17 protein-coding genes and 1 tRNA gene are annotated in these 19,367 nt (G+C 75.2%); 9 read left to right on the forward strand and 9 right to left on the reverse strand.

The window, feature by feature from the left end; translation table 11 throughout:
• Positions 1-34: 34 nt before the first annotated feature.
• From ACI790_RS05630 to ACI790_RS05645, 4 genes are all read left to right on the forward strand, one after another.
• The gene (locus tag ACI790_RS05630; RefSeq protein WP_456568805.1) at positions 35-1,945 is read left to right on the forward strand and encodes a putative bifunctional diguanylate cyclase/phosphodiesterase; all 1,911 of its coding nucleotides are present in this window, start codon (positions 35-37) and stop codon (positions 1,943-1,945) included.
• Positions 1,942-4,512, forward strand: a complete 2,571-nt coding sequence (locus ACI790_RS05635) for a diguanylate cyclase domain-containing protein (RefSeq protein ID WP_456568806.1) — start codon at positions 1,942-1,944, stop codon at positions 4,510-4,512. The genes ACI790_RS05630 and ACI790_RS05635 overlap by 4 nt, the downstream gene beginning before the upstream one ends.
• Positions 4,513-4,612: 100 nt before the next feature.
• A complete protein-coding gene (locus ACI790_RS05640) occupies positions 4,613-5,578 on the forward strand; it encodes a glucosyl-3-phosphoglycerate synthase (protein WP_456568807.1) in 966 nt (321 codons plus the stop codon).
• A gap of 95 nt (positions 5,579-5,673) precedes the next feature.
• Positions 5,674-6,501, forward strand: coding sequence for a glycerophosphodiester phosphodiesterase (locus tag ACI790_RS05645; RefSeq protein WP_456568808.1), 828 nt, complete (start codon positions 5,674-5,676; stop codon positions 6,499-6,501).
• Between the two features lie 58 nt (positions 6,502-6,559).
• Here the strand turns inward: ACI790_RS05645 and ACI790_RS05650 are convergent, their stop codons facing one another.
• Entirely contained in the window at positions 6,560-7,228 is a 669-nt protein-coding gene (locus ACI790_RS05650) for an HAD family hydrolase (RefSeq protein ID WP_456568809.1), read from the reverse strand.
• 54 nt (positions 7,229-7,282) lie between these two features.
• Positions 7,283-8,398 carry an NDMA-dependent alcohol dehydrogenase gene (locus ACI790_RS05655; RefSeq protein ID WP_456568810.1) on the reverse strand — a complete coding sequence of 372 codons (1,116 nt, stop codon included), beginning with the start codon at positions 8,396-8,398 and terminating at the stop codon, positions 7,283-7,285.
• Between the two features lie 182 nt (positions 8,399-8,580).
• Here ACI790_RS05655 and ACI790_RS05660 point away from each other — a divergent pair, with 182 nt between their 5' ends.
• Positions 8,581-9,366, forward strand: a complete 786-nt coding sequence (locus tag ACI790_RS05660; RefSeq protein WP_456568811.1) for a TetR/AcrR family transcriptional regulator — start codon at positions 8,581-8,583, stop codon at positions 9,364-9,366.
• On the opposite strand, the gene ACI790_RS05665 is transcribed toward ACI790_RS05660, so the two are convergent.
• The 4 genes from ACI790_RS05665 to ACI790_RS05680 all read right to left on the reverse strand — a co-directional run bounded on the left by ACI790_RS05665 (position 9,264) and on the right by ACI790_RS05680 (position 11,927).
• On the reverse strand, positions 9,264-9,857 hold the full coding sequence (locus tag ACI790_RS05665; protein WP_456568812.1) for a TetR-like C-terminal domain-containing protein: 594 nt from the start codon (positions 9,855-9,857) through the stop codon (positions 9,264-9,266). The genes ACI790_RS05660 and ACI790_RS05665 overlap by 103 nt on opposite strands.
• Positions 9,858-9,995: 138 nt before the next feature.
• Positions 9,996-10,328, reverse strand: a complete 333-nt coding sequence (locus ACI790_RS05670) for a hypothetical protein (protein WP_456568813.1) — start codon at positions 10,326-10,328, stop codon at positions 9,996-9,998.
• A gap of 16 nt (positions 10,329-10,344) precedes the next feature.
• A complete protein-coding gene (locus ACI790_RS05675) occupies positions 10,345-11,232 on the reverse strand; it encodes a 1,4-dihydroxy-2-naphthoyl-CoA synthase (protein ID WP_456568814.1) in 888 nt (295 codons plus the stop codon).
• Between the two features lie 218 nt (positions 11,233-11,450).
• Entirely contained in the window at positions 11,451-11,927 is a 477-nt protein-coding gene (locus ACI790_RS05680; protein WP_456568815.1) for an NUDIX domain-containing protein, read from the reverse strand.
• 171 nt (positions 11,928-12,098) lie between these two features.
• Between ACI790_RS05680 and ACI790_RS05685 the strand changes: the two genes are divergently transcribed.
• Genes ACI790_RS05685 through ACI790_RS05700 form a run of 4 tightly spaced genes read left to right on the forward strand, consistent with a single transcriptional unit; the run spans position 12,099 to position 15,294 of the window.
• Entirely contained in the window at positions 12,099-12,557 is a 459-nt protein-coding gene (locus ACI790_RS05685) for a MaoC family dehydratase (protein WP_456568816.1), read from the forward strand.
• A gap of 7 nt (positions 12,558-12,564) precedes the next feature.
• The gene (locus ACI790_RS05690) at positions 12,565-13,140 is read left to right on the forward strand and encodes an LOG family protein (protein ID WP_456568817.1); all 576 of its coding nucleotides are present in this window, start codon (positions 12,565-12,567) and stop codon (positions 13,138-13,140) included.
• A 51-nt stretch (positions 13,141-13,191) separates the two neighbouring features.
• Entirely contained in the window at positions 13,192-14,127 is a 936-nt protein-coding gene (locus ACI790_RS05695; RefSeq protein ID WP_456568818.1) for an alpha/beta fold hydrolase, read from the forward strand.
• A gap of 45 nt (positions 14,128-14,172) precedes the next feature.
• On the forward strand, positions 14,173-15,294 hold the full coding sequence (locus ACI790_RS05700) for an NAD(P)/FAD-dependent oxidoreductase (RefSeq protein WP_456568819.1): 1,122 nt from the start codon (positions 14,173-14,175) through the stop codon (positions 15,292-15,294).
• Positions 15,295-15,340: 46 nt separating this feature from the next.
• Here the strand turns inward: ACI790_RS05700 and ACI790_RS05705 are convergent, their stop codons facing one another.
• The 3 genes from ACI790_RS05705 to ACI790_RS05715 form a co-directional block, all read right to left on the reverse strand.
• Positions 15,341-16,183, reverse strand: coding sequence for a hypothetical protein (locus ACI790_RS05705; protein ID WP_456568916.1), 843 nt, complete (start codon positions 16,181-16,183; stop codon positions 15,341-15,343).
• A 340-nt stretch (positions 16,184-16,523) separates the two neighbouring features.
• Complete coding sequence (locus ACI790_RS05710) at positions 16,524-18,788, reverse strand: immune inhibitor A domain-containing protein (RefSeq protein ID WP_456568820.1); 2,265 nt, start codon at positions 18,786-18,788, stop codon at positions 16,524-16,526.
• Between the two features lie 388 nt (positions 18,789-19,176).
• Positions 19,177-19,264: transfer RNA gene (locus tag ACI790_RS05715), tRNA-Ser, on the reverse strand.
• Positions 19,265-19,367 lie beyond the last annotated feature (103 nt).

The following is a 19,367-nucleotide window of genomic DNA, read 5'->3' on the forward strand; positions in this document are numbered from 1 at the left end:
GCAGCACCGGCCCGATCCGTCCGAGAACTCCGGCGTGACCACCCCCGATCCGGGGCAGCCGGCGGCTGCGCTCCCGGCGGCGCCCCCTGGCGGGCGCGCCGGGCTCGTCGCCGCGCTCCTCGCCGGGTCCGGGCTGGTCGCCGTCCTCGTCGCCGCGGGCTCCGGGCCCGCGCCGGCCCGGCTGACCGCTCAGGGCGGTGCCGTCGTCCTCGCCGGCGTCCTCTGCTGGCTGTGGCGCCGCGAGCGCCGGCTCACCGCCGCTCTGCGCACCAGCCGGTCCGCCGTCGCCGCCCTGGTGGCGACCAGCCCCGACCCCGTCGTCCTCCTCGACGACCGCCTCCGCATCACCGTCGCGTCGCCGGCGCTCCCCGCGCTGCTCGGCCAGGACCCCGCCGCGCTGCCCGGCCTCCCGCTGCTGCACCTCGTCCACCCCGACGACCGCCATCCGCTCGCCGGCGCGCTGTGCGCCCGGGCCGGCGACCACGGCGAGCTCGCCGTCCGCACCGCCCGGATCCGCTCCGGCGACGACCGGTGGCGGCTGATCCAGGCCACCGTCCGCGACCTGCGCACCGACCCCGCCGTCGGTGCGCTGGTGCTGTCCTGCCGCGACGTGACCGCCGGTGGGCACGAGACCGGGCCCGACCCCGAGCTGCTCGAGCTCGCCCTCACCGACCCGGTCACCGGGCTGCCGAACCGCACCGCCCTCCTCCGCCGGCTGGCCGCGGTGCAGCGTCTGCTGCCCGCCTCCCCGGTCGCGCTTGCGGTGGTCTCCGTGGACGGCCTGGCCGACGCCACCCGGCGCCCGGGCACCGAGACCGCGGTCCTGCGCGTGCTCACCTCCCGGATCGCCCGCCAGCTGCGCGGCGAGGACTGGCTGGCCCGCGGCGCGGACGGCGACTTCGCCGTCCTGGTCGACGGCACGGTCGCCGACGCGGAGGTCGTCGCCGCCCGGCTCGTCGCCACCCTCGGCCGGCTGGCCACGCCCGCCGGCCTGCTCCCCGCCACCGCCGGCGTCACCGGCCTGGCCGCCGACGTCGACCCCGCCGAGGCGCTGCGCCGCGCCCACCTGGCGCTGCGGAGCGCCCGGGCCGCCGGCACCGGCTCGGTGCACCGATTCGACGACGCCCTGCGCCTGGCCGCCGACCGCCGCAGCACGCTCGCTGCCGACCTCGCCGGCGCCCTGGCCCGCGGCGAGCTGCGGCTGGCCTTCCAGCCCGTCGTCGACGCCGTCGCGCACCGCACCGTCTCCCTCGAGGCGCTGCTGCGCTGGCGGCACCCCGAGCTCGGCGAGATCTCCCCCCAGGAGTTCGTGCCGCTGGCCGAGGAGACCTCGCTGATCACCGACCTCGGCCGGTGGGTGCTGCGCGAGGCCTGCGCCACCGTGGCCCGGCTCGCCGACGAGGAGCTCTCCGTCGCCGTCAACGTCTCCGCGCGTCAGGTGCGCAGCGGCGAGCTCGTCCTCGACGTCGTCGCCGCCCTGGAGGCCAGTGGGCTGCCCGCCTCCCGCCTCGTCGTCGAGCTCACCGAGTCGATGCTGCTGGACGGCCCGGACACCGACGAGCTGGACACCCTGCGCCGGCTCGGCGTGCGGATCGCCGTGGACGATTTCGGCACCGGCTGGTCTTCCCTGGCATATCTTGCGGGGATGCCGGTCGACCTGCTCAAGATGGACCAGCACTTCCTGTCCGGCATCGAGCAGGACCCGCAGCGCCGGGCGCTGTGCCGCGCCGTCCTCCAGATCGGCACGAGCCTGGGCCTCCCCGTCGTCGTCGAGGGCGTCACCACCGCCGGCCAGCTCGCGCTGCTGCGCGACATGGGCTACCGCTACCTGCAGGGCTACGCGTTCTCCCGGCCGCTGGAGGCCGAGCAGCTCGCCGCCGGCGACTGGCGCGCCGCCGTCGAGTCCCCGCTGACCGCGGCCGGCCGGCCGGCGGTCACCTCGTGAGCCGGCTGCGCGAGATCCCCCACGCGCTGCGCTGGACCGTGCTGCTCGGCCTGCTCGGCCTGGCGGTCACGGTGCCCGTCAGCGCTCCCGACGGCACCGGCATGCAGTGGGACGAACTGGTGCTCGGCTGCGTGGCCACCAGCTGCGGGGTCATGGCCGTGCGCCGGCTGCGGCGGATGGACCGGGTGGCCGCCCGGCCCTGGTGGCCCGCGGCCGTCGGCGCGCTCGGCTTCGCCGTCGCCCAGTTCCTGGCCGGCGCCTTCCCGGGCCCGGCCTTCGACGGGTTCGGGATCGACGACGTCGTCCTCGTCCTCGGCGCCGGCACCCCGGTGGTCACCTGCGCGATCCTCGCCCGGCGGGTCATCCGCACCCGCTGGAGCGCGCTGGTCGTCGACGGCCTCATCGTGACCAGCTCCGTGCTCGTCGTCACCGAGGTGCTGCGCACGCCGCTGGTCAACCCGGTCGGCGCCCCGGAGGACCTGCGCTCGCTGGTGCTCGTGTACGGCGCCTACGCCGCCGCCATGCTCGGCGCCGGCGGTGCGCTCTGCACCGTCTCCACCACGGCCCTGCGGCGGGCGGTGACGACCCTGCTCGTCGGTATCGCGGCCCAGTCGGCCGCCGCCGGCGCCGAGGCCATGGCCATCGTCTCCCCCAGCTGGGTGTGGACGGCGACCTCCGACGCCGCCGCCGCCGCCGCCCTGGTGACCGTCACCCTCGCCACCTACCAGGCGCCGCGGCGGTTCACCGACCGCACCGCGCGCGCCGCCGCCCCCCGGGTGAGCGTCCTCGGGCTGTCGCTGGTCGTCGCCGCCATCCTCGGCATGCCGCTGGCGATGCTCACCGGCGTGCTGCGCGGGCTTCCGCTCAGCTTCGGTGCGGAGGTGGGCTGCGGCATCGTCTTCGCGCTGATGGCCGGGCGCCTGGTGCTGCGCATCCGCGAGGACGGGCGCATCACCGAGGACCTGGTGCGCAGCGAGGAGGACTTCCGCGAGCTGATCGAGGCCAGCTCCGACGGCATCGCGATCATGGACGCCGAGTACCGGCTGCTGTTCACCTCGCCCGCGGCCCGCAGCCTGCTGGGCATCGGCGCCGACGACCCCGGCGTCTCCCTGCTCGACCTCGTCGTCGCGGAGGACGCGGCCCTCGTCCGGTCGGCGACGCTCGCCCACCCGGCCGGGCAGGGCCCGGCCCTGCACTTCCGCGTGCCCGTCGACGCCGCGCGCACCCGCGAGCTGGAGGTCACCTCCTCCGAGCGCCCCGGCGGCAGCCGCCGGGTGCTCTACCTGCGCGACGTCACCACCCGCCGCCGCCGCGAGCGCGAGCTCGAGCGGATGGCCTACACCGACCACCTCACCGGGCTGCCCAACCGCGCCCAGCTGTTCCGGGGGCTGGCCGACCCCAGCGACGCCGGGCGCTGCCTGCTGGTGCTCGACCTCGACGGGTTCAAGGCCGTCAACGACGTCGCCGGGCACGAGTCGGGTGACCAGCTGCTGGTCGAGATGGCCCGCCGGCTGCACACCGTCGTGCGGGAGGACGACCTGGCCGCGCGCCTGGGCGGCGACGAGTTCGCCGTCATCGTCACCGGCAGCATCGCCGAGGCCGAGGAGGTGGCCCAACGGATCGTGCACATCATGGGCCTGCCGTTCCGGGCCGGCGAGGACACCTTCGCCGTCGGCGCCAGCGTCGGCGTCGCGCCGATCGGCGCCGCCGGCGGGCAGGCCGCCTTCCGCGCCGCCGACGCCGCCCTGCGCGCGGCCAAGCGCGCCGGCAAGGGCTGCGTCCGGCTGGCCGGCGCGGTGCCGGCCGCCGCCGAGAGCGACCCGGACTTCCACGACGTCGTCGCCGAGGGCACGTTCAGCGTGCGGCTGGACACCGCCTGCGGCCCCGACGGACGGATCGAGCTGCTGCACGCCGTGCCCGCGTGGTCGCACCCGCTGCACGACACCGTCCGCGGCCTGGAGCTGTGGGGCTCCGCCGAGCGGCAGGGCCGCGGCGCCGACCTGCAGACCTGGCTGCTGCAGGAGGCCGCCCGGGTCGCCGCCGCGCTGCCCGACGAGCGGATCAGCGTGGCGGTCAACCTGCCGGCCGGCTTCGTGACCGCCGAGGGCCTGGCCGCCACGGTCACCGACGCGCTCGAGGCCGCCGGGTTGCCCGCCGACCGGCTGGTCCTCTCCTTCACCGAGGAGACGCTGATGACCGCCTCGGCGGCGCTGATCCCGGAGCTGGAGGCCGTCCGGCGCACCGGCGTGAAACTCTGCCTGGACGACTACGGGATGGGGCACAGCATCTTCGCCCTGCTCGCCCGCATCGCCCTGGACCTCGTGCGGGTGGACCTGGCCGCCCTGGCCACCCGCGACGACACCGCCCGCGCGCTCCAGGTCCTGGGCGCGATCGCCCGCACCACCAGCGGGTTCGGGCTGACCTCGATCGCCGGCGGGATCAGCACCCCCGCGCTGCGGGACGCAGCCTTCGCCGTCGGCGTCCACGCGGTGCACGGCCGCGCCCTGCCGCACGACCTCGGCGTCGACGACCTGGTCCACCGGCTGACCGCCGTCCCCACCGCCTGACCGCCGTCGGCCCGGGCGGCCGGGAACGGCACCGTGACGGCGGGGTGAACAGCGCGCACCCGCCCTGGTGCCGGCGGCCGGGCTGGTCGACAGTGGGCGCGTGAGACCCGACGCCCGCGCCTGGTTCGCCGACCGCACCACCACCGCCCGGTCCCTCGCGGAGGTCGATCCGGCCGCCCTGCTGCACGCCAAGCGCCGTGGCGGCCACCGGATCAGCGTCGTCCTCCCCGCCCGCAACGAGGCGGCCACCGTCGGCCGGCTCGTCGCCGACCTGCACGAACGCTGGGTGCGCCGGGTGCCGCTGGTCGACGAGCTCGTCGTCGTGGACTCCGACAGCACCGACGCCACCGCCGCCGTCGCCCGGGCCGCCGGCGCCGACGTCGTCGCCACCACCGACGTGCTGCCCACCCACGGCACCCGCCGCGGCAAGGGGGAGGCGCTCTGGAAGTCGCTGGCCGCCACCACCGGCGACCTCGTCGTCTTCCTCGACGCCGACCTGCTCGGCGACGTCGCCCACTACGTGCCCGGACTGCTCGGCCCGCTGCTCACCGATCCGCAGGTCGACTACGTCAAGGGCTGCTACACCCGCCCGCTGCAGGTGGGCGACGCCGTGGTGCCCGCCGGCGGCGGCCGGGTCACCGAGCTGACCGCCCGCCCGCTGCTCAACGCGCTGTGGCCCGAGCTCGCCGGCTTCGTGCAGCCCCTCGGCGGGGAGTACGCCGGCCGGCGCTCGGTCCTGGAGCAGGTGCCGTTCGTCGCCGCCTACGGCGTGGAGGTGGGGCTGCTGGTCGACCTGCTGCGCCTCGGCGGGCTCGCCTCGCTGGCCCAGGTCGATCTCGGCGAGCGCCGGCACACCTCGCAGGGCGTCGAGGCGCTCGGTGAGATGGCCGGGCAGGTCGTCGCGACCGTCCTGGCCCGCGCCGCGGCCGCGCCGCAGCCGAGCGGGCTGCTCACCCAGTTCCGGCACGACGGCGCGGGCTTCGTCCCCCGGACCAGCGCGGTCGCCGTCGACGAGCGCCCGCCGATGGCGAGCGTGCCCGAGTACCGCGCCCGGCTGGCCGGGTAGCGACCGCACCCCTCGGTCGCGGACCCGGGCGCGAGCGGGCAAGATCCCCGCGTGCCGCTCGACCGCTCCACCGTGCCCTCCCGCCGTCCGCTCCGGTGACCGGTCCCGAGGTCGTCGCCCACCGCGGGGCCACCGCGGAGGCGCCCGAGCACACCCTGGCCGCGTACCGGCACGCCACCGTCATCGGCGCCGACGCGGTGGAGTGCGACGTGCGGATGACCCGCGACGGCGTGCTCGTCTGCGTCCACGACCGGCGGGTCCGGCACACCTCCAACGGCCGCGGCGTCGTCTCCGCCCTGCACCTCGCCGAGCTGGAGCAGTTCCGGTTCGGCGCCCGCCGCGCCCGGCGGGACCGGTGGAAGGACGACACGATCACCGCCGTCACCGACGAGCCCGACGTCGAGAACGGTCTCGTGCTCACCCTCGACCGGCTCCTCGAGTACGTCACCGCCACCCCCGGCAGCGTGCGGCTCGCCATCGAGACCAAGCACCCGACCCGGCACACCAACCGGGTGGAGCAGGAACTGGTGCGGTCGCTGCGCCGCTACGGCCTCCTGCACGACGACCGGCCGGCGGAGTGGGCCGGCCGGCCGGCGTTCCGGGTGATGAGCTTCTCCCAGCTCGCGGTGCGCCGGACCTCCGCGCTGGCCCCGGGGGTGCCGACCGTGCAGCTGATCGGCAAGCGGCTGCGCACGGTCCGCACCGAGCTGCTGGGGGGCTCGATGACCGCCGTCGGCCCGGGGCTGTCGCTGCTGCGGGCCGACCCGGGGTACGTGGCGCAGGCGCACGCCGCCGGCAAGCAGGTGCACGTCTGGACGGCGAACTCGGCGGCCGACATCGACTTCCTGGCCTCGCTCGGCGTCGACGCGATCATCACCGACCGCCCCGACGAGGCGCTGCGCCGTCTCGGCCGCCTCCCCTGACCCCCTGACGAGCTTTTCCGCGGAAACGCGGGGGGTGCTTTTCCGCGGAAAGGCTCCGTCAGGCGGAGAGGTCGAGGCGGTCCAGCGCCGCGGCGAGGTCGCCGGGGGTGTCGAAGACGTCCAGCGCGCCGGCGCCGCGCAGTTCGTCGTCGCCGAAGCCGCCGGACCGCACCACCAGCGCCGGCATCCCGGCCTTCCGGGCCGCCTCGACGTCGAAGACCGAGTCGCCGATCATCACGCTCGGCGCGTCCACGGGCTCGCCCAGCTTCTTCAGCGCCACCTCGAGCAGGTCGGGGGCGGGCTTGCTGGACTCGACGTCGTCGCTGGTGGTCCAGGCCTCGGCGAGGTCGCGCAGGTCGAGCAGGTCCAGCGAGTGGTCGACGTGCTTGGCCTTGCCGGAGCTGGCCAGCACCACGCGGTGACCGCGCTCGCGCAGCGCCCGGACCAGGTCGCGGGCCCCGGGCAGCGGCGCCACCTCGTCGATCACCCGGTCGAACTCCTCGGTCCAGCGCTCGCGGGCCCGGTCGCCGATCCGCGCCTCCACGTCGTCCCCGCCGAGCGCGGCCGGGAGCCGATCGCCGCCCATGCCGATCAGCCGGTGGATCCGCCAGATGGGATACGTCTCCCCCAGCGACCGCAGGGCCCGGTACCAGGCCAGGGCGTGCTGGTAGTTGGTGTCGACGAGGGTGCCGTCCACGTCCAGGACGGCGATGCGGGGGGCGCTCATGAGCCCTCCCTGCCCCGCCGCCGCGACCGTCGAACCCCATCCCACCCCCGGGGGTCAGTCCGCGTGGACGAGGAGGCCGCGGACGGTCTCGCCGGCCGCCTGGTCGCGGTAGCCCTGATTCACCTCGTCCAGGGAGTAGCGGCGGGTGATCAGCCGGTCGAGCTCCAGCCGGCCCTCCTCGTGCAGCCGGAGCAGGCGCGGGATGTCGACGAACGGGTTGCACGAGCCGAACATCGAGCCCTGCACCCGGTTCTCGAACACCGTGGTCACCTGGCCGTTGAGCGTCGCGCGGCCCTCCTCGGGGCGGTCGGCGAGCGCGGTCAGCACCAGGGTGCCGCCCTTGCCCAGGCAGGCCGACGCCGCCTTGTAGACCTCGCCGGTCATCTTCCCGACCGTCACGACGACCACGTCCGCGCCGGTGCCGCGGGACAGCTCCCGGGCCAGGCTCGCCGCCTCGCCGGCGTCGGCGACCGTGCGGGTGGCCCCGAGCGACTCGGCGAACTCGCGCTTCATGGCCACCGGGTCGACACCGATCACGTGCATCGCGCCGGCGTGCACCGCGCCCTGCACGGCGTTGACGCCCACGCCGCCGAGGCCGACGACGACCACGGTGTCACCGGGCCGCACGCCGCCGGAGTAGACCGCCGAACCCCAGCCGGTGGGCACGCTGCACGCGACCAGGGCGGCGGTGTCCAACGGCAGCCAGGGGTCGATCTTCACGCAGGAGAACTCGCTGAGCAGGGTGTGCCGCGCGAAGGCGCCGATCATGCAGAACCCGCCCAGCGGCTCGCCGTCGAGCCGGTAGGGGAAGGTGCCGGTGGGCAGCTGCCCGGTGGCGATGGTCGCGCCCTTGTCGCACAGGTTCGACCGGCCGGAGGCGCAGTACCGGCAGTGCCCGCAGGCGGGCAGGAAACTGGTGACGACGTGGTCGCCGGGAGCCACGCCGGTCACGCCGGCACCGACGGCCTGGACGACGCCGGAGCCCTCGTGCCCGCCGACGACCGGGTAGCGCCCGCCGGGGTTGCTGTGCCGCAGGTGCTCGTCGGAGTGGCAGAGGCCGGCGTAGGCCATCTCGACCAGCACCTCGCCCGGGCCGGGGTCGAGGACCTCCAGCTCGACGATCTCGTACTCGGTCTCCGGCTCGCGCAGTACCGCAGCTCTCGTCCGCACCGGGCGGCCCCTCCTCGCAGTCGTCGGCGCGCCGCCGGCATCCGGAGCCGGGCGCGCCGCGGGTCATCGTGCCTGGTGCTCCAGGGCGCACCGCGCAGCCCCCCGGGCCGACCGGTGGCCGGGCCGTACCGGGCGGTCGATCGAGCCTGCGATCAGCACTTTCAGTACCTAAGGTCTACACCGTGGGTGAGCTGAGCGACCGCCGGGCGCAGCAGAAGGCACGGACGCGAGAGCAGGTGCGCACCGTGGCGCGGCAGCTGTTCGTCGAGCGCGGGTTCGACGCGGTGACGATCGCCGACATCGCCCGGCAGGCCGGGGTCGCGGTGCAGACGGTGTTCAACCACTTCCCGACCAAGGAGGAGCTCTTCTTCGACGGCCGCACCCCGCCGGTGTCCGGCCCGGCCGACGCGGTCCGCCTGCGGAAGGCGACCGACTGCCCGCTGACGGCCCTGACCGACTACCTGGCCCGGTTCGTGCGGGACCGGATCCACGCGCTCGGGCAGGCCGATCTCCGGGCCTACGTGCGCACGCTCGACGCCTCGCAGTCGCTGCGCGCGCACGAGCGCGAGCTGGTGTTCGAGAGCGAGCAGCTGCTCGCCGCCGCGCTGCGGGAGGCGTGGACCGACGAGGACCGTCGCGACACCGGCCCGACCCCGCACGACCCGACCACCGCGGCGGCGCTCACCGCCGCCATGTGGCTCTCGGCCGTCCGCGCGCTGATGGTCGGGCACCGGCCGCTGGTGGCCGCGGGGGCGGACGCCGCGCAGATCGCGCAGGACCTCGGTCACCTCGCCGAGGAGCTGCTGCGCGGCCTCGCCGACTCCGCGGAGCACCTGCAGGAGCGCATGGGCACGGTGGCCCTGTGTCAGGCGGCGACGGACTCGCCGACCGGCCGCAGCAGCGGCACCAGCACCTCGTCGACGACGAAGCCGACCTGCTCGGCGGTCAGCGGCTCGGGCATCCGGTAGCGCTGCCACCAGAACGCCTCGAGGACCGAGCCCAGCAGCCGCAGCCGCTCGCGCCGTAGCGCCTCGCCCCGCCGCGCGGCACGCTCGCCGATCTCCTGCACGGCCGCGGCCAGCGGACGGACGAGGGCCTCGTCGAGCCCGGCGCGCAACTCCTCGTCGTGCCGCGCCGCGCCCACCAGGCTGGCCACCGCGCGCTCCTCGCGGCTGAGCGGCTGCGTCCAGCGCTCGGTGAGCAGCCCCAGCAGATCGGCCCGCAGCGAGCCGCCGTCCTCGGGGAGCACGATCAGCTGGAACCGGCCCACGGCGGCGCGGGCGAGCGCCGCCATCGTGGGCCACCGGCGGTAGATGCCGGCCTTGCCGGCCCGGGCGCGAGCGGCGATGCGGTCGCTGTTGAGCCGCCCCCACCCCTCGTCGGCCAGGATGTCGACGGCCACGGCGAGCAGCTGCTCGGACAGTTCCGCGCTGAGCGGGCGGCCTGGCGTACCGCTCATGACGCCGTGCCGTTCCGGCTTGTCGTATGCACGGGCACATCCTGGCTGCTGCGTGGAGCGACCACAACGATCTGCCGCCTCGGAGTCACAGGTAACTTCTCCGCCGCCCGCGCGCGAAACGTGACCGTAACGCGCAGCTCAGGCGCCTGCGGCGCTCTCGACGTGCACCTGGAGGGTGGCTCCGTCCTCGGACAGCCAGCCCTGGCTCCGCGCCCCGGCGACCATCGCGTCCCACTGCGTCGACCAGCCCTCCACGGTCGCCCGCGGCTCGGAGGCCGCCCGCAGCGCGGCCACGTCCAGGAACGCGGTGTCCGCGTCCTGCAGCCGGCCCAGCCCGGAGCGCTCGAGCGCCTCGGCGGCCTCCTCGTCGGTGACCACGCCCAGCGCCAGGTGCAGCCGGCCCAGGTCGTCCACGTCCACCACGCGCGCCTCCGGACGCTCGTCGGCGCCCGTCACCACCTCGACGATCACTGCGGTCCTCCTCGTCTCAGACGTGCCAGGGGAATCGGGTGAAGTCCGGGTCGCGCTTCTCCAGGAAGGCGTCCCGGCCCTCGACGGCCTCCTCGGCCATGTAGGCCAGCCGGGTGGTCTCGCCGGCGAACAGCTGCTGGCCGACCAGGCCGTCGTCGATCAGGTTGAACGAGTACTTGAGCATCCGCTGGGCCGTGGGGCTCTTGGCCACGATCTTCTTCCCCCACTCCAGGGCGGTGGCCTCCAGCTCGGCGTGGGGGACGACGCGGTTCACCATGCCCATCGCATGCGCGTCCTGCGCGGTGTACTCCTGCCCGAGGAAGAAGATCTCGCGGGCGAACTTCTGCCCGACCTGCCGGGCGAGGTAGGCCGAGCCGAACCCGCCGTCGAAGCTGCCGACGTCGGCGTCGGTCTGCTTGAACCGGGCGTGCTCGGCGCTGGCCAGGGTGAGGTCGGAGACGACGTGCAGGCTGTGCCCGCCGCCGGCGGCCCAGCCGGGGACGACGCAGACGACCACCTTGGGCATGAAGCGGATCAGCCGCTGGGCCTCCAGGATGTGCAGCCGGCCGCTCGAGCCCTGCGCGTGCTCGTAGCCGTACCTGCCGCGCACCCGCTGGTCACCGCCCGAGCAGAACGCCCAGCCACCGTCCTTGGGGCTGGGCCCGTTGCCGGTGAGGATCACGCACCCGACGTCGGTGGACAGCCGGGCGTGCTCCAGAGCCGTGATCAGCTCGTCGACCGACTGCGGCCGGAACGCGTTGCGCACCTCCGGCCGGTCGAACGCGATGCGGACGACGCCGGCGTCGACGGCGCGGTGGTAGGTGATGTCGGCGAACTCGAAGCCCTCCACCGGCCGCCACGCGGAGCTGTCGAAGATCTCGGAGACGTCGTCGCGGGCGCTCATGCGCCGAACCTAACGCCCGCCGCCCGGGAGCCCCCCGGCCACCGGGTCACCTGCCGCCGCCGAGGACGTCCCCGGGGCCGCCGGACGACGCGGCCCCGCGGCGAGCGGTCTGGGATGCGCGGTGGCGGGACAGGACCGGCTCCTTCGCGGTGCGGGGGGGCGCCGCCCCGCCGACCGGGCGGGACGTCGGGAGCCGCTGTGCCCCGCGACGGACGGGTCTATGCGGCCTCTCCGGCGAGAAGTGGCCGCAACCGGTCGAGGGAGGCGGCCAGCCCCGGGTGCAGCCGCACGGCGGCGAGCCCCGCGAGGGGGACCCACGCCACCCCGTCGCTCTCGCCGTCCAGCCGGAGGTCGGCCGCCTCGAACGGCCGCGCCGGACGGGCGAGGACGGTCGTGTAGGCCCAGCCGCCGTGGTCGTCCACCGACTCCGCACCCAGGACGACGTCGTCCGGCGCCAGGCCCAGCTCCTCCCCGACCTCGCGCAGCGCCCCGGCGGCCGGCGACTCGCCGGTGTGCAGGGCGCCGCCCGGCGTTCCCCAGGTGCCGCCGTGGTGGGACCACCAGGCCCGGTGCTGCAGCAGCAGCTCGACACCGCCGGGCCCGTCGCGGTGGATCAGCAGGCCCGCCGCACCGGCCTTCCCCCAGTGGCGGTGCCCCTGGCTGCAGGCGGTCCAGCCGTCGGTCGAGGCGAGCACGCCCTCCAGTCAACCCGGTCCCGCGCCGACCGCGCGAGGTCAGGAGGTGGCGAGGTCAGGAGGTGTTCGGCGGGAAGTCCGTCTCTGCCCAGGAGGGGTGGGCAGTGACGGACGTCGCACGGGACTAGGTTGCAGGCAGGCATCCGCACGTCCGACGGAGGAATTGCGCGCATGAGCACCACCACGACCATGGCCGAGGTCCCCGGACTCGTCGGCACCGAGCTCGGCAGCAGCGACTGGCACGAGGTCACCCAGGAGCACGTGAACCTCTTCGCCGAGGCGACCGGCGACCACCAGTGGATCCACGTCGACGTCGAGCGCGCCAAGGCCGAGAGCCCCTTCGGCGGCCCGATCGCCCACGGCTACCTGACCCTGTCGCTGCTGGCCTCGCTCTCGGGGCAGGTCCTCGCCGTGAGCGACACCGTGATGGGCGTCAACTACGGCCTGAACAAGGTGCGCTTCCCCTCGCCGGTGCCGGTGGGCTCCCGGGTGCGGCTCAGCGCGAGCCTCAAGTCGGTCGAGGAGGTGGCCGGCGGCCTGCAGCTGACGCTTTCCGCCGTCATCGAGCGCGAGGGCGGCGACAAGCCGGTCTGCATCGCCGAGCCGGTCTTCCGCTACTACCGCGGCTGATCCGCGGGTGCGGATCGCCGTCTTCACCGGGTCCCACACCGGCCCGCCGGCGCACGCCGAGGCGGCGGCGGCCTTCGCCACCGGGCTGGCGAAGGCCGGCGTCGGGATCGTCTACGGCGGTGGGCACGTCGGGATGATGGGCGTGGTCGCCGACGCCGCGCTGGCAGCCGGCGGCGAGGTGGTCGGGGTCATCCCGCAGCACCTGGTCGACGACGAGCTGGCTCACCCCGGCCTGCCGCGGCTGGAGGTCGTGCAGTCCATGCACGAGCGCAAGGCGCGGATGGCGGAGCTGTCCGACGCCTTCGTCGCGCTGCCCGGCGCGGCCGGCACGCTCGAGGAGCTGTTCGAGGCCTGGACCTGGGGCATGCTCGGGCTGCACGCCAAGCCCACCGCACTGCTCGACGTCGACGGCTTCTGGCAGCCGCTGCTGGCCCAGCTGCGGCGGATGGTCGACGACGGCTACCTCGACGGCCGGCGGCTCGACGCGCTGGGCGTGGTGCGGGACGCGGACGAGCTGCTCGGCTTCACCGAGGGTTACCGGCACCCGCCCCGGAAGTGGACCGCCCCGCCGTCGTCGGCCTGAACGGCGGCGCGGGGTAACCCATCGGCAACGGCACGGTGGTCAACTGGGTGGATGCCATCCCCCCAGGTCCGCGACGCCCGCGTCGTCCACGGCCACAAGCGCGCGTTCATCCGTGCCGGGGACGGCCCTCCGCTGCTCCTGCTGCACGGCATCGGGAACAACTGCCAGACCTGGGCGGGGGTCATCGACCGGCTGGCCCGGACGCACACGGTGATCGCCCCCGACCTGCTCGGGCACGGCGACTCCGACAAGCCGCGCGGCGACTACTCGATCGCCGCCTACGCCAACGGCATGCGCGACCTGCTCACCGTGCTCGACATCGAGCGGGCCACGGTCGTCGGGCACTCGCTGGGCGGCGGCATCGCGCTGCAGTTCGCCTACCAGTTCCCCGAGCGCTGCCAGCGGCTGGCGCTGGTGGGCAGCGGCGGCCTGGGCCCGGAGCTCTCGGCCGGGCTCCGGGCCGCGACGCTGCCCGGCGCCGAACTGGTGCTCACCGCCCTGGCCGGGGTCTCCGGCCCGCTGCGCACCGGGATGCGCACCGTCGACCGGATCGGTGACCTGGCCGGGTGGCGGCGGGTGCGCGACCTCGCCGAGGCCGGGGACGCCCTGCTCGCGCTCAAGGACGTCGAGGCGCGCCGGGCCTTCCTCCGCACGCTGCGCGGGGTCGTCGACTCGCGCGGCCAGGCGGTCACCGCGCTCGACCGGCTCTACCTGGCCGACGCCATCCCGATGCTGGTCATCTGGGGCGACCGGGACCCCATCGTGCCCTCGATGCACGCCGACACGGTGCGCTCCCTCGTCCCCCGCGCCCGGGTGGAGATGTTCCCCGGGGCGGGCCACTGGCCGCACCTGGACGAGCCGGAGCGGTTCTGCGACGTGCTGCTGGACTTCATCGCCACCACCGAGCCCGCGGCGCACGACCTGGAGAGCTGGCGGGCGCTGCTGGCCCGGCCGCGGGCGGACGAGCCCTCCCCCGCCGCACGCTGACGGCCCGGCGCGCGCCCGGCCGCCGCGCTGCCTAGCGTCGGGTCCGTGGAGCACTGGGACGTCGTCGTCGTCGGTGGCGGGCCGGCCGGGGCCGCCGCCGCGCTGGCCGCCCGGCGGGCCCGCCCCTCGGCGCGGGTGCTGGTGCTCGACCGGGCCGACTTCCCCCGCGACAAGGTCTGCGGTGACGGCATCGCCGCGGAGGCGCTGGACGTCCTCACCGGCCTCGGCGTCGCCCCGGCCGCCGTCACCGACGGCTACCCGGCCGTGCCCCGGCTGCGGTTGCGCTCCCCCGGCGGTGCGACGGTCGAGCGGGCCACCGCCCGGCCGTCGTACGTGATCCCGCGCGCGGTGCTCGACGCCCGGCTGGTCGACGCCGCCCAGGAGGCCGGGGCGGTGCTGCGCCGGCAGCTGGTCCGGGCCGTCACCGTGCACCCCGACGCGGTCGAGGTGGACGGTTCCGTCACGGCCGGCGTGCTGATCGGTGCCGACGGCGCGGAGTCGGTGGTCCGCCGAGCCGTGGGCGCCGGCCGGAACCGCCCCGACCAGCTGGCCGTCGCCATCCGCGGCTACGCCCCCGAGCCGCCCGGGCAGCGCGGCGTCCAGGTCATCACCACGACCGAGCAGCGCTGGCCGGCCTACGCCTGGTCCTTCCCGCTCGGGGACGGCCGGGCCAACGTCGGGTACGGCGAGCTGGTGTCCGGCGGGGCCACGCGGGCGGCGCTCCTCGACGGCCTGCAGCGGCTGCTCCCGGGGGTGGCCGCCGACGAGCTCCGGGCGCACCGGTTGCCGCTGAGTACCGGCCGGCCGCGCCAGCCCGACGGCCGGGTGCTGCTGGCCGGCGACGCCGCGGCGCTGATCAACCCGCTCACCGGCGAGGGCATCTTCTACGCCGTCCTCTCCGGCGCGCTGGCCGGCGAGGCGGCCGCCGCGGGGGCGGGCGCGGGAGCGGCCTACCGGCGGGCGCTGACCGGCCGGCTCGGCCGGCACCTGCGGCACTCGTCGACGGCGTCGGCGCTCAGCCGCTGGCCGGTGCTGATGGACGCCGTCTTCCGGGCCGCGGCCGGGTCCCAGCGGGTGTTCGACGACGTCGTCGGTCTCGGGCTGGCCGACGGCCGGCTCACCCTGCCGGCGCTCGCGGGCGCCGCCCGCCACCTGCGCCGGGCGTAGGCCGGTCGGGCGACCGCGACCTCCACCCGGCCGCGGCCGGCGCGGGTCAGCGCAGCGCCGTCACCAGGGGGATGCCGGTGGCCCCGGAGGTCTGGAGGACGAACCCGAGCTCGGCGAGGGTGTCGGCGACCGCGGTGCTCATCAGCTCCTGCACCGCGGCGTACACCGTGTCGCCGCGGGAGTCCCCGACGCTCAACCGGTCGTGCGTCCGCCAGCTGACCAGCACCCCGCAGGAGGCGGTGTCGGGCACCAGGCAGACGCCACCGGTCGCGGCACCGGAGGCGGCGTCGTACAGGGGCAGCCCCGCCTCGACCAGCGCCGCGGCGACCTCCACCACCAGGGTGGTCAGCGGGTCGGTGTCGGTGAGCAGCGCGTCCCAGTGCTCCGGCAGCCGGTCCAGCTGGTCGCCGAGCTCGGCCAGCCACGCCCGGTCCGCCGGCGTCGGCCGGGGGGCGACGGTCCCGTCGGGGCGCGGGGCGCCGAAGACGGCGACGGCGGGCAGGTCGCCGGCGAAGCCGGCCCAGTCGGCGTCCAGCTGGTCGGGGAACGGGCCGGCCAGCACCCGCCCCGCGTCGTCGACCAGCCACCACCCGGGCGCGGTGCCCGCCGGAGCGGAGGAGGCGGCGGGCGCCGGCGCCGGCCGGACGGCGACGGCGACCGTCTGGGCACGGGCCTGCGCCTCGACCCCTCCCCGGGCGGAGCCGGCGGCCCGGCGGCCGGCCGGGTGGGTACCGGCGGTGCGGGCGGCCGTGCGCTGGGCGCTCTGCTGCGCCGCGGCGCGCGCGAACTCGTAGCGGGCGGTGGTGCTGACGCCGAGGGCGACCACCACGGCGGTGCAGAGGAGGAAGCCCAGGACCGCAGCGGTCGGCCACAGCAGCATCGCGTCCATGATCACGGGGGTGCTCCTCGGTGCGTTCGCGCGGTGGGGAAGTTCCGCGGTCAGGAGCGAAGTTACGGCGCCGCCACCCCCGGGACGGCCGGTCCGCGACTCTCCGGAACCGCCCGTCACCCGATCGTTGCGAGCGACCCCCGGAGCGGACGGTGACCCCTCCTCCGCGGCAGCGCCATGTCGACATCTACCGCCCTGACCAGCGCGAACGGGCGTCGGCGGGCGGACGGTCACCCCGCGGGGACGGGTGCGCCCGGCATGTCGGGACGGCGTCCGCGGCCCGGGACGCGGAACGGCCCGCCGGCGGGTGCCGACGGGCCGTTCGCGTGGTGGTACCGGATCAGTTGACCCGGACCTGCATGAGTGCACCGGCGGCGCTCATCCCCGTGACGGAGATGACCGTGCCGGTCTTCGGCACGTCGACGCCGGTCCAGCCGTTGGCGTCGGGCTGCTCGCCCGGAGCCACCCACCAGTCCTTGGTGTCGTCGAAGGTCGGGACGGCCGGCAGGCCGCCGATCGCCTTGCCGACGCCGGTGTCCGGGTCGTGCAGCGTGAACTTGTCCGTCGGCTGCCGCCCGAAGGTGGAGTCGTAGGACTGCACCCGCGGCCGCCAGCTCTCGCCGTTGCGGCGGTCGTCGCCCTCGTCGTCGGTCGGCTCGTAGAGCAGGCCCGGGTGGGCGTCGACCGGGAGGATCAGGCCGGCGCCCGGGTGGGCCCCGACGTTGTTGTCGCCGTACTGGGTGTTCCAGTAGCTGATCAGCAGACCGTCCTGGTACGGGAAGTGCTCGACCCAGTCCGGCCGCCGGGGGTCACCGAAGTTGTACGGCCCCGTCTTCAGCCCCGCGTCGTAGCCGGTGTAGGCCCGGTTCTCGAGGATGTAGGCGTTGAAGTACGAGTTCGTGGTGGTGCCGGTGGTCTGCTCGAACCCGTCCAGCGTCCAGGTGGTCACCGGGTCGCCGTCGATCGCCACGGCGTCGACCTGCAGGCCCGGCTCGGTGGCCGCGCCGTCGGTCCAGTAGCGGAAGCCGACCAGCGCACCGTCCGGAACGCCCGCGAGGCTCGCCGAGAGGTCGACCCACTGGCCGCCGGAGCTGCCGGTGATGCCCTGGCCGAAGTTCTGGCCGTTCGGGTCGGTCGAGGTCGACAGGTTGGTCGGGATCGACGTGAAGGTGGCGCCGCCGTCGGTGGAGTACACCGCGTAGGCGTAGTCCCAGTCCTCCTCGATCTGGTAGTTGACCTTGGCGGTCAGCTCCTGCGCACCGGCGGGCTTGGCCGCCAGCATGCTGTGGTCGAGGTCGTCACCGGAGCCGGAGTACCAGAAGTCCTCACCCTCGAACGGGGTGCCGATCGTCGTGGTGACCTCCTTCTCGGGGAGGACGACGACGGCGGCCTGCTTCTCCTTGGAGTTGTAGGCCGCGGGGCCGAGGCGCAGGTCCGCGCTCGCGCCGGGCTCCACCACCTCGTAGTTGAGCCAGCCCAGCTGAAGCTTCTCCCAGGCGCCCATGTGGATGGGCTGGGTGCCGATGCCGTCCTCGGGACGACCGGAGCTGCCGTAGGAGCCGGAGCTCATCAGCGTCCAGAAGGCGGTGCTGTTCTCCGCGCCGCCGCTGTTGCCGGAGGTGTCGTAGAGGTCTGGCAGGCCGAGGTCGTGGCCGAACTCGTGGGCGAAGACGCCCACGCCGCCGTTCTCCGGCTCGACGGTGTAGTCACCGATCCAGTACTTCGAGCCGCCGACCGGCGCGCCGCCGAGCGGGTTGACCGCGCCGTTGACCGTCGGGCCGGCGGTGCCGATCCGGTTGGTCTGGTTGTACCAGCGGTGGCTCCAGATGGCGTCGTCGCCGAGGATGCCGCCGCCGACCTCCTCGCCCATGCCGGAGTGCACGGCCTGGAAGTGGTCGATGTAGCCGTCGGCCTCGTCGAAGTTGCCGTCGCCGTCGGAGTCGTAGCGGTCCCAGACGTCGAACTGCGAGAGGTACTCGTCGATCTGCGCTGGGGTCTTCCCGGCCGCCAGCTGCTTGTCGTACCAGGCGTTGACCGAGTCGTTGACGAAGTCCCAGGTGACGGCGTCACCGAGGTCGTTGTCGCCGTAGGAGGCACCCGTGCCGGGCACCTGCACCCAGTCCTCGACCTCGCCGGTGACGGTGTAGCGGCCGGAGGAGAGCTGCTCGTAGTAGTTCGCCACGGAGTTGACGCCCGGGGCGGTGCTGTACAGCAGGGTGTCGAAGTAGCCCTGCGAGAAGTCCTGCGTCCAGATGGTGCTGTTGTCCACCGAGCGCTTCGGCGCCGGGATGGAGTTGTGCGGCAGGTCGCTGAACTCGCCGAGTACGGTCCAGATGGCGTCGCTGTCCTCCTGGGCCAGCTCGACGTAGCGACCCTTCGCGACCTCGACCACCTTGTTGTTGCCCCGCGGCGTGGCCTGGCCGGTGAGCACCTGCTCGAGGGCCGCAGCGCGCAGCTCGCGCTGCGTGTCGGCCAGCGGGCTGGGCAGGTCGTGGGCACGGGCGGGGGTGGTCGGGGTGTCCTGCACGCGTGGCGCGGCGGATGCCGTCACGGGAACCGCCATGACCAGGGCGGCACCGGCGACGACGGCCAGAGCTCTCTTCAAGGATGGTTCTCCTGCGTTCGGAGGGAGACCGTCCAGCCGCCGATGGGGGGCCACCGACGGCCCTCGCGGGCGGTCGGATCGGGACGTTAGGTGAGCCCTGCACCCATGTCCACAGAGCGATACCGACCGGTCACAGAGCGGTTCCACCCGGGAGCCGCGAACCGCCGGGACGACCTGGGTCTTTACCGTTGCGGAACAGTCGTGGCTGACTCGTCCGCCGTCCCAGCTGCTGGGACGCGGGATCCGGGGGCGGGACGCGGGACGACGGCGCGCTGCCCGGGGCGGCAGGTACGGCGAGGCATCCGGAGCGCTGGGCCCGGCCTCAAGTGCACGAACCGCCGCCACGACGGCGGGGCCGAGCACCGGGATGTCCTGGAACATCACGGAGCGGAGGGCGTGGGATTCGAACCCACGAAGAGGGGTTACCTCTTAGCGGTTTTCAAGACCGCCGCCATCGGCCACTAGGCGAGCCCTCCTTCGAGCCCGCAACGGGAGATGACGTCCGCAGAGGGGCTCGGCCGTCGACGCTACCCGGGCCGGCCGCGGCACAGTCACAGGCGGGCCAGCTCAGCTGTCGCA

This window comes from Blastococcus sp. SYSU DS0539 (assembly GCF_054050855.1).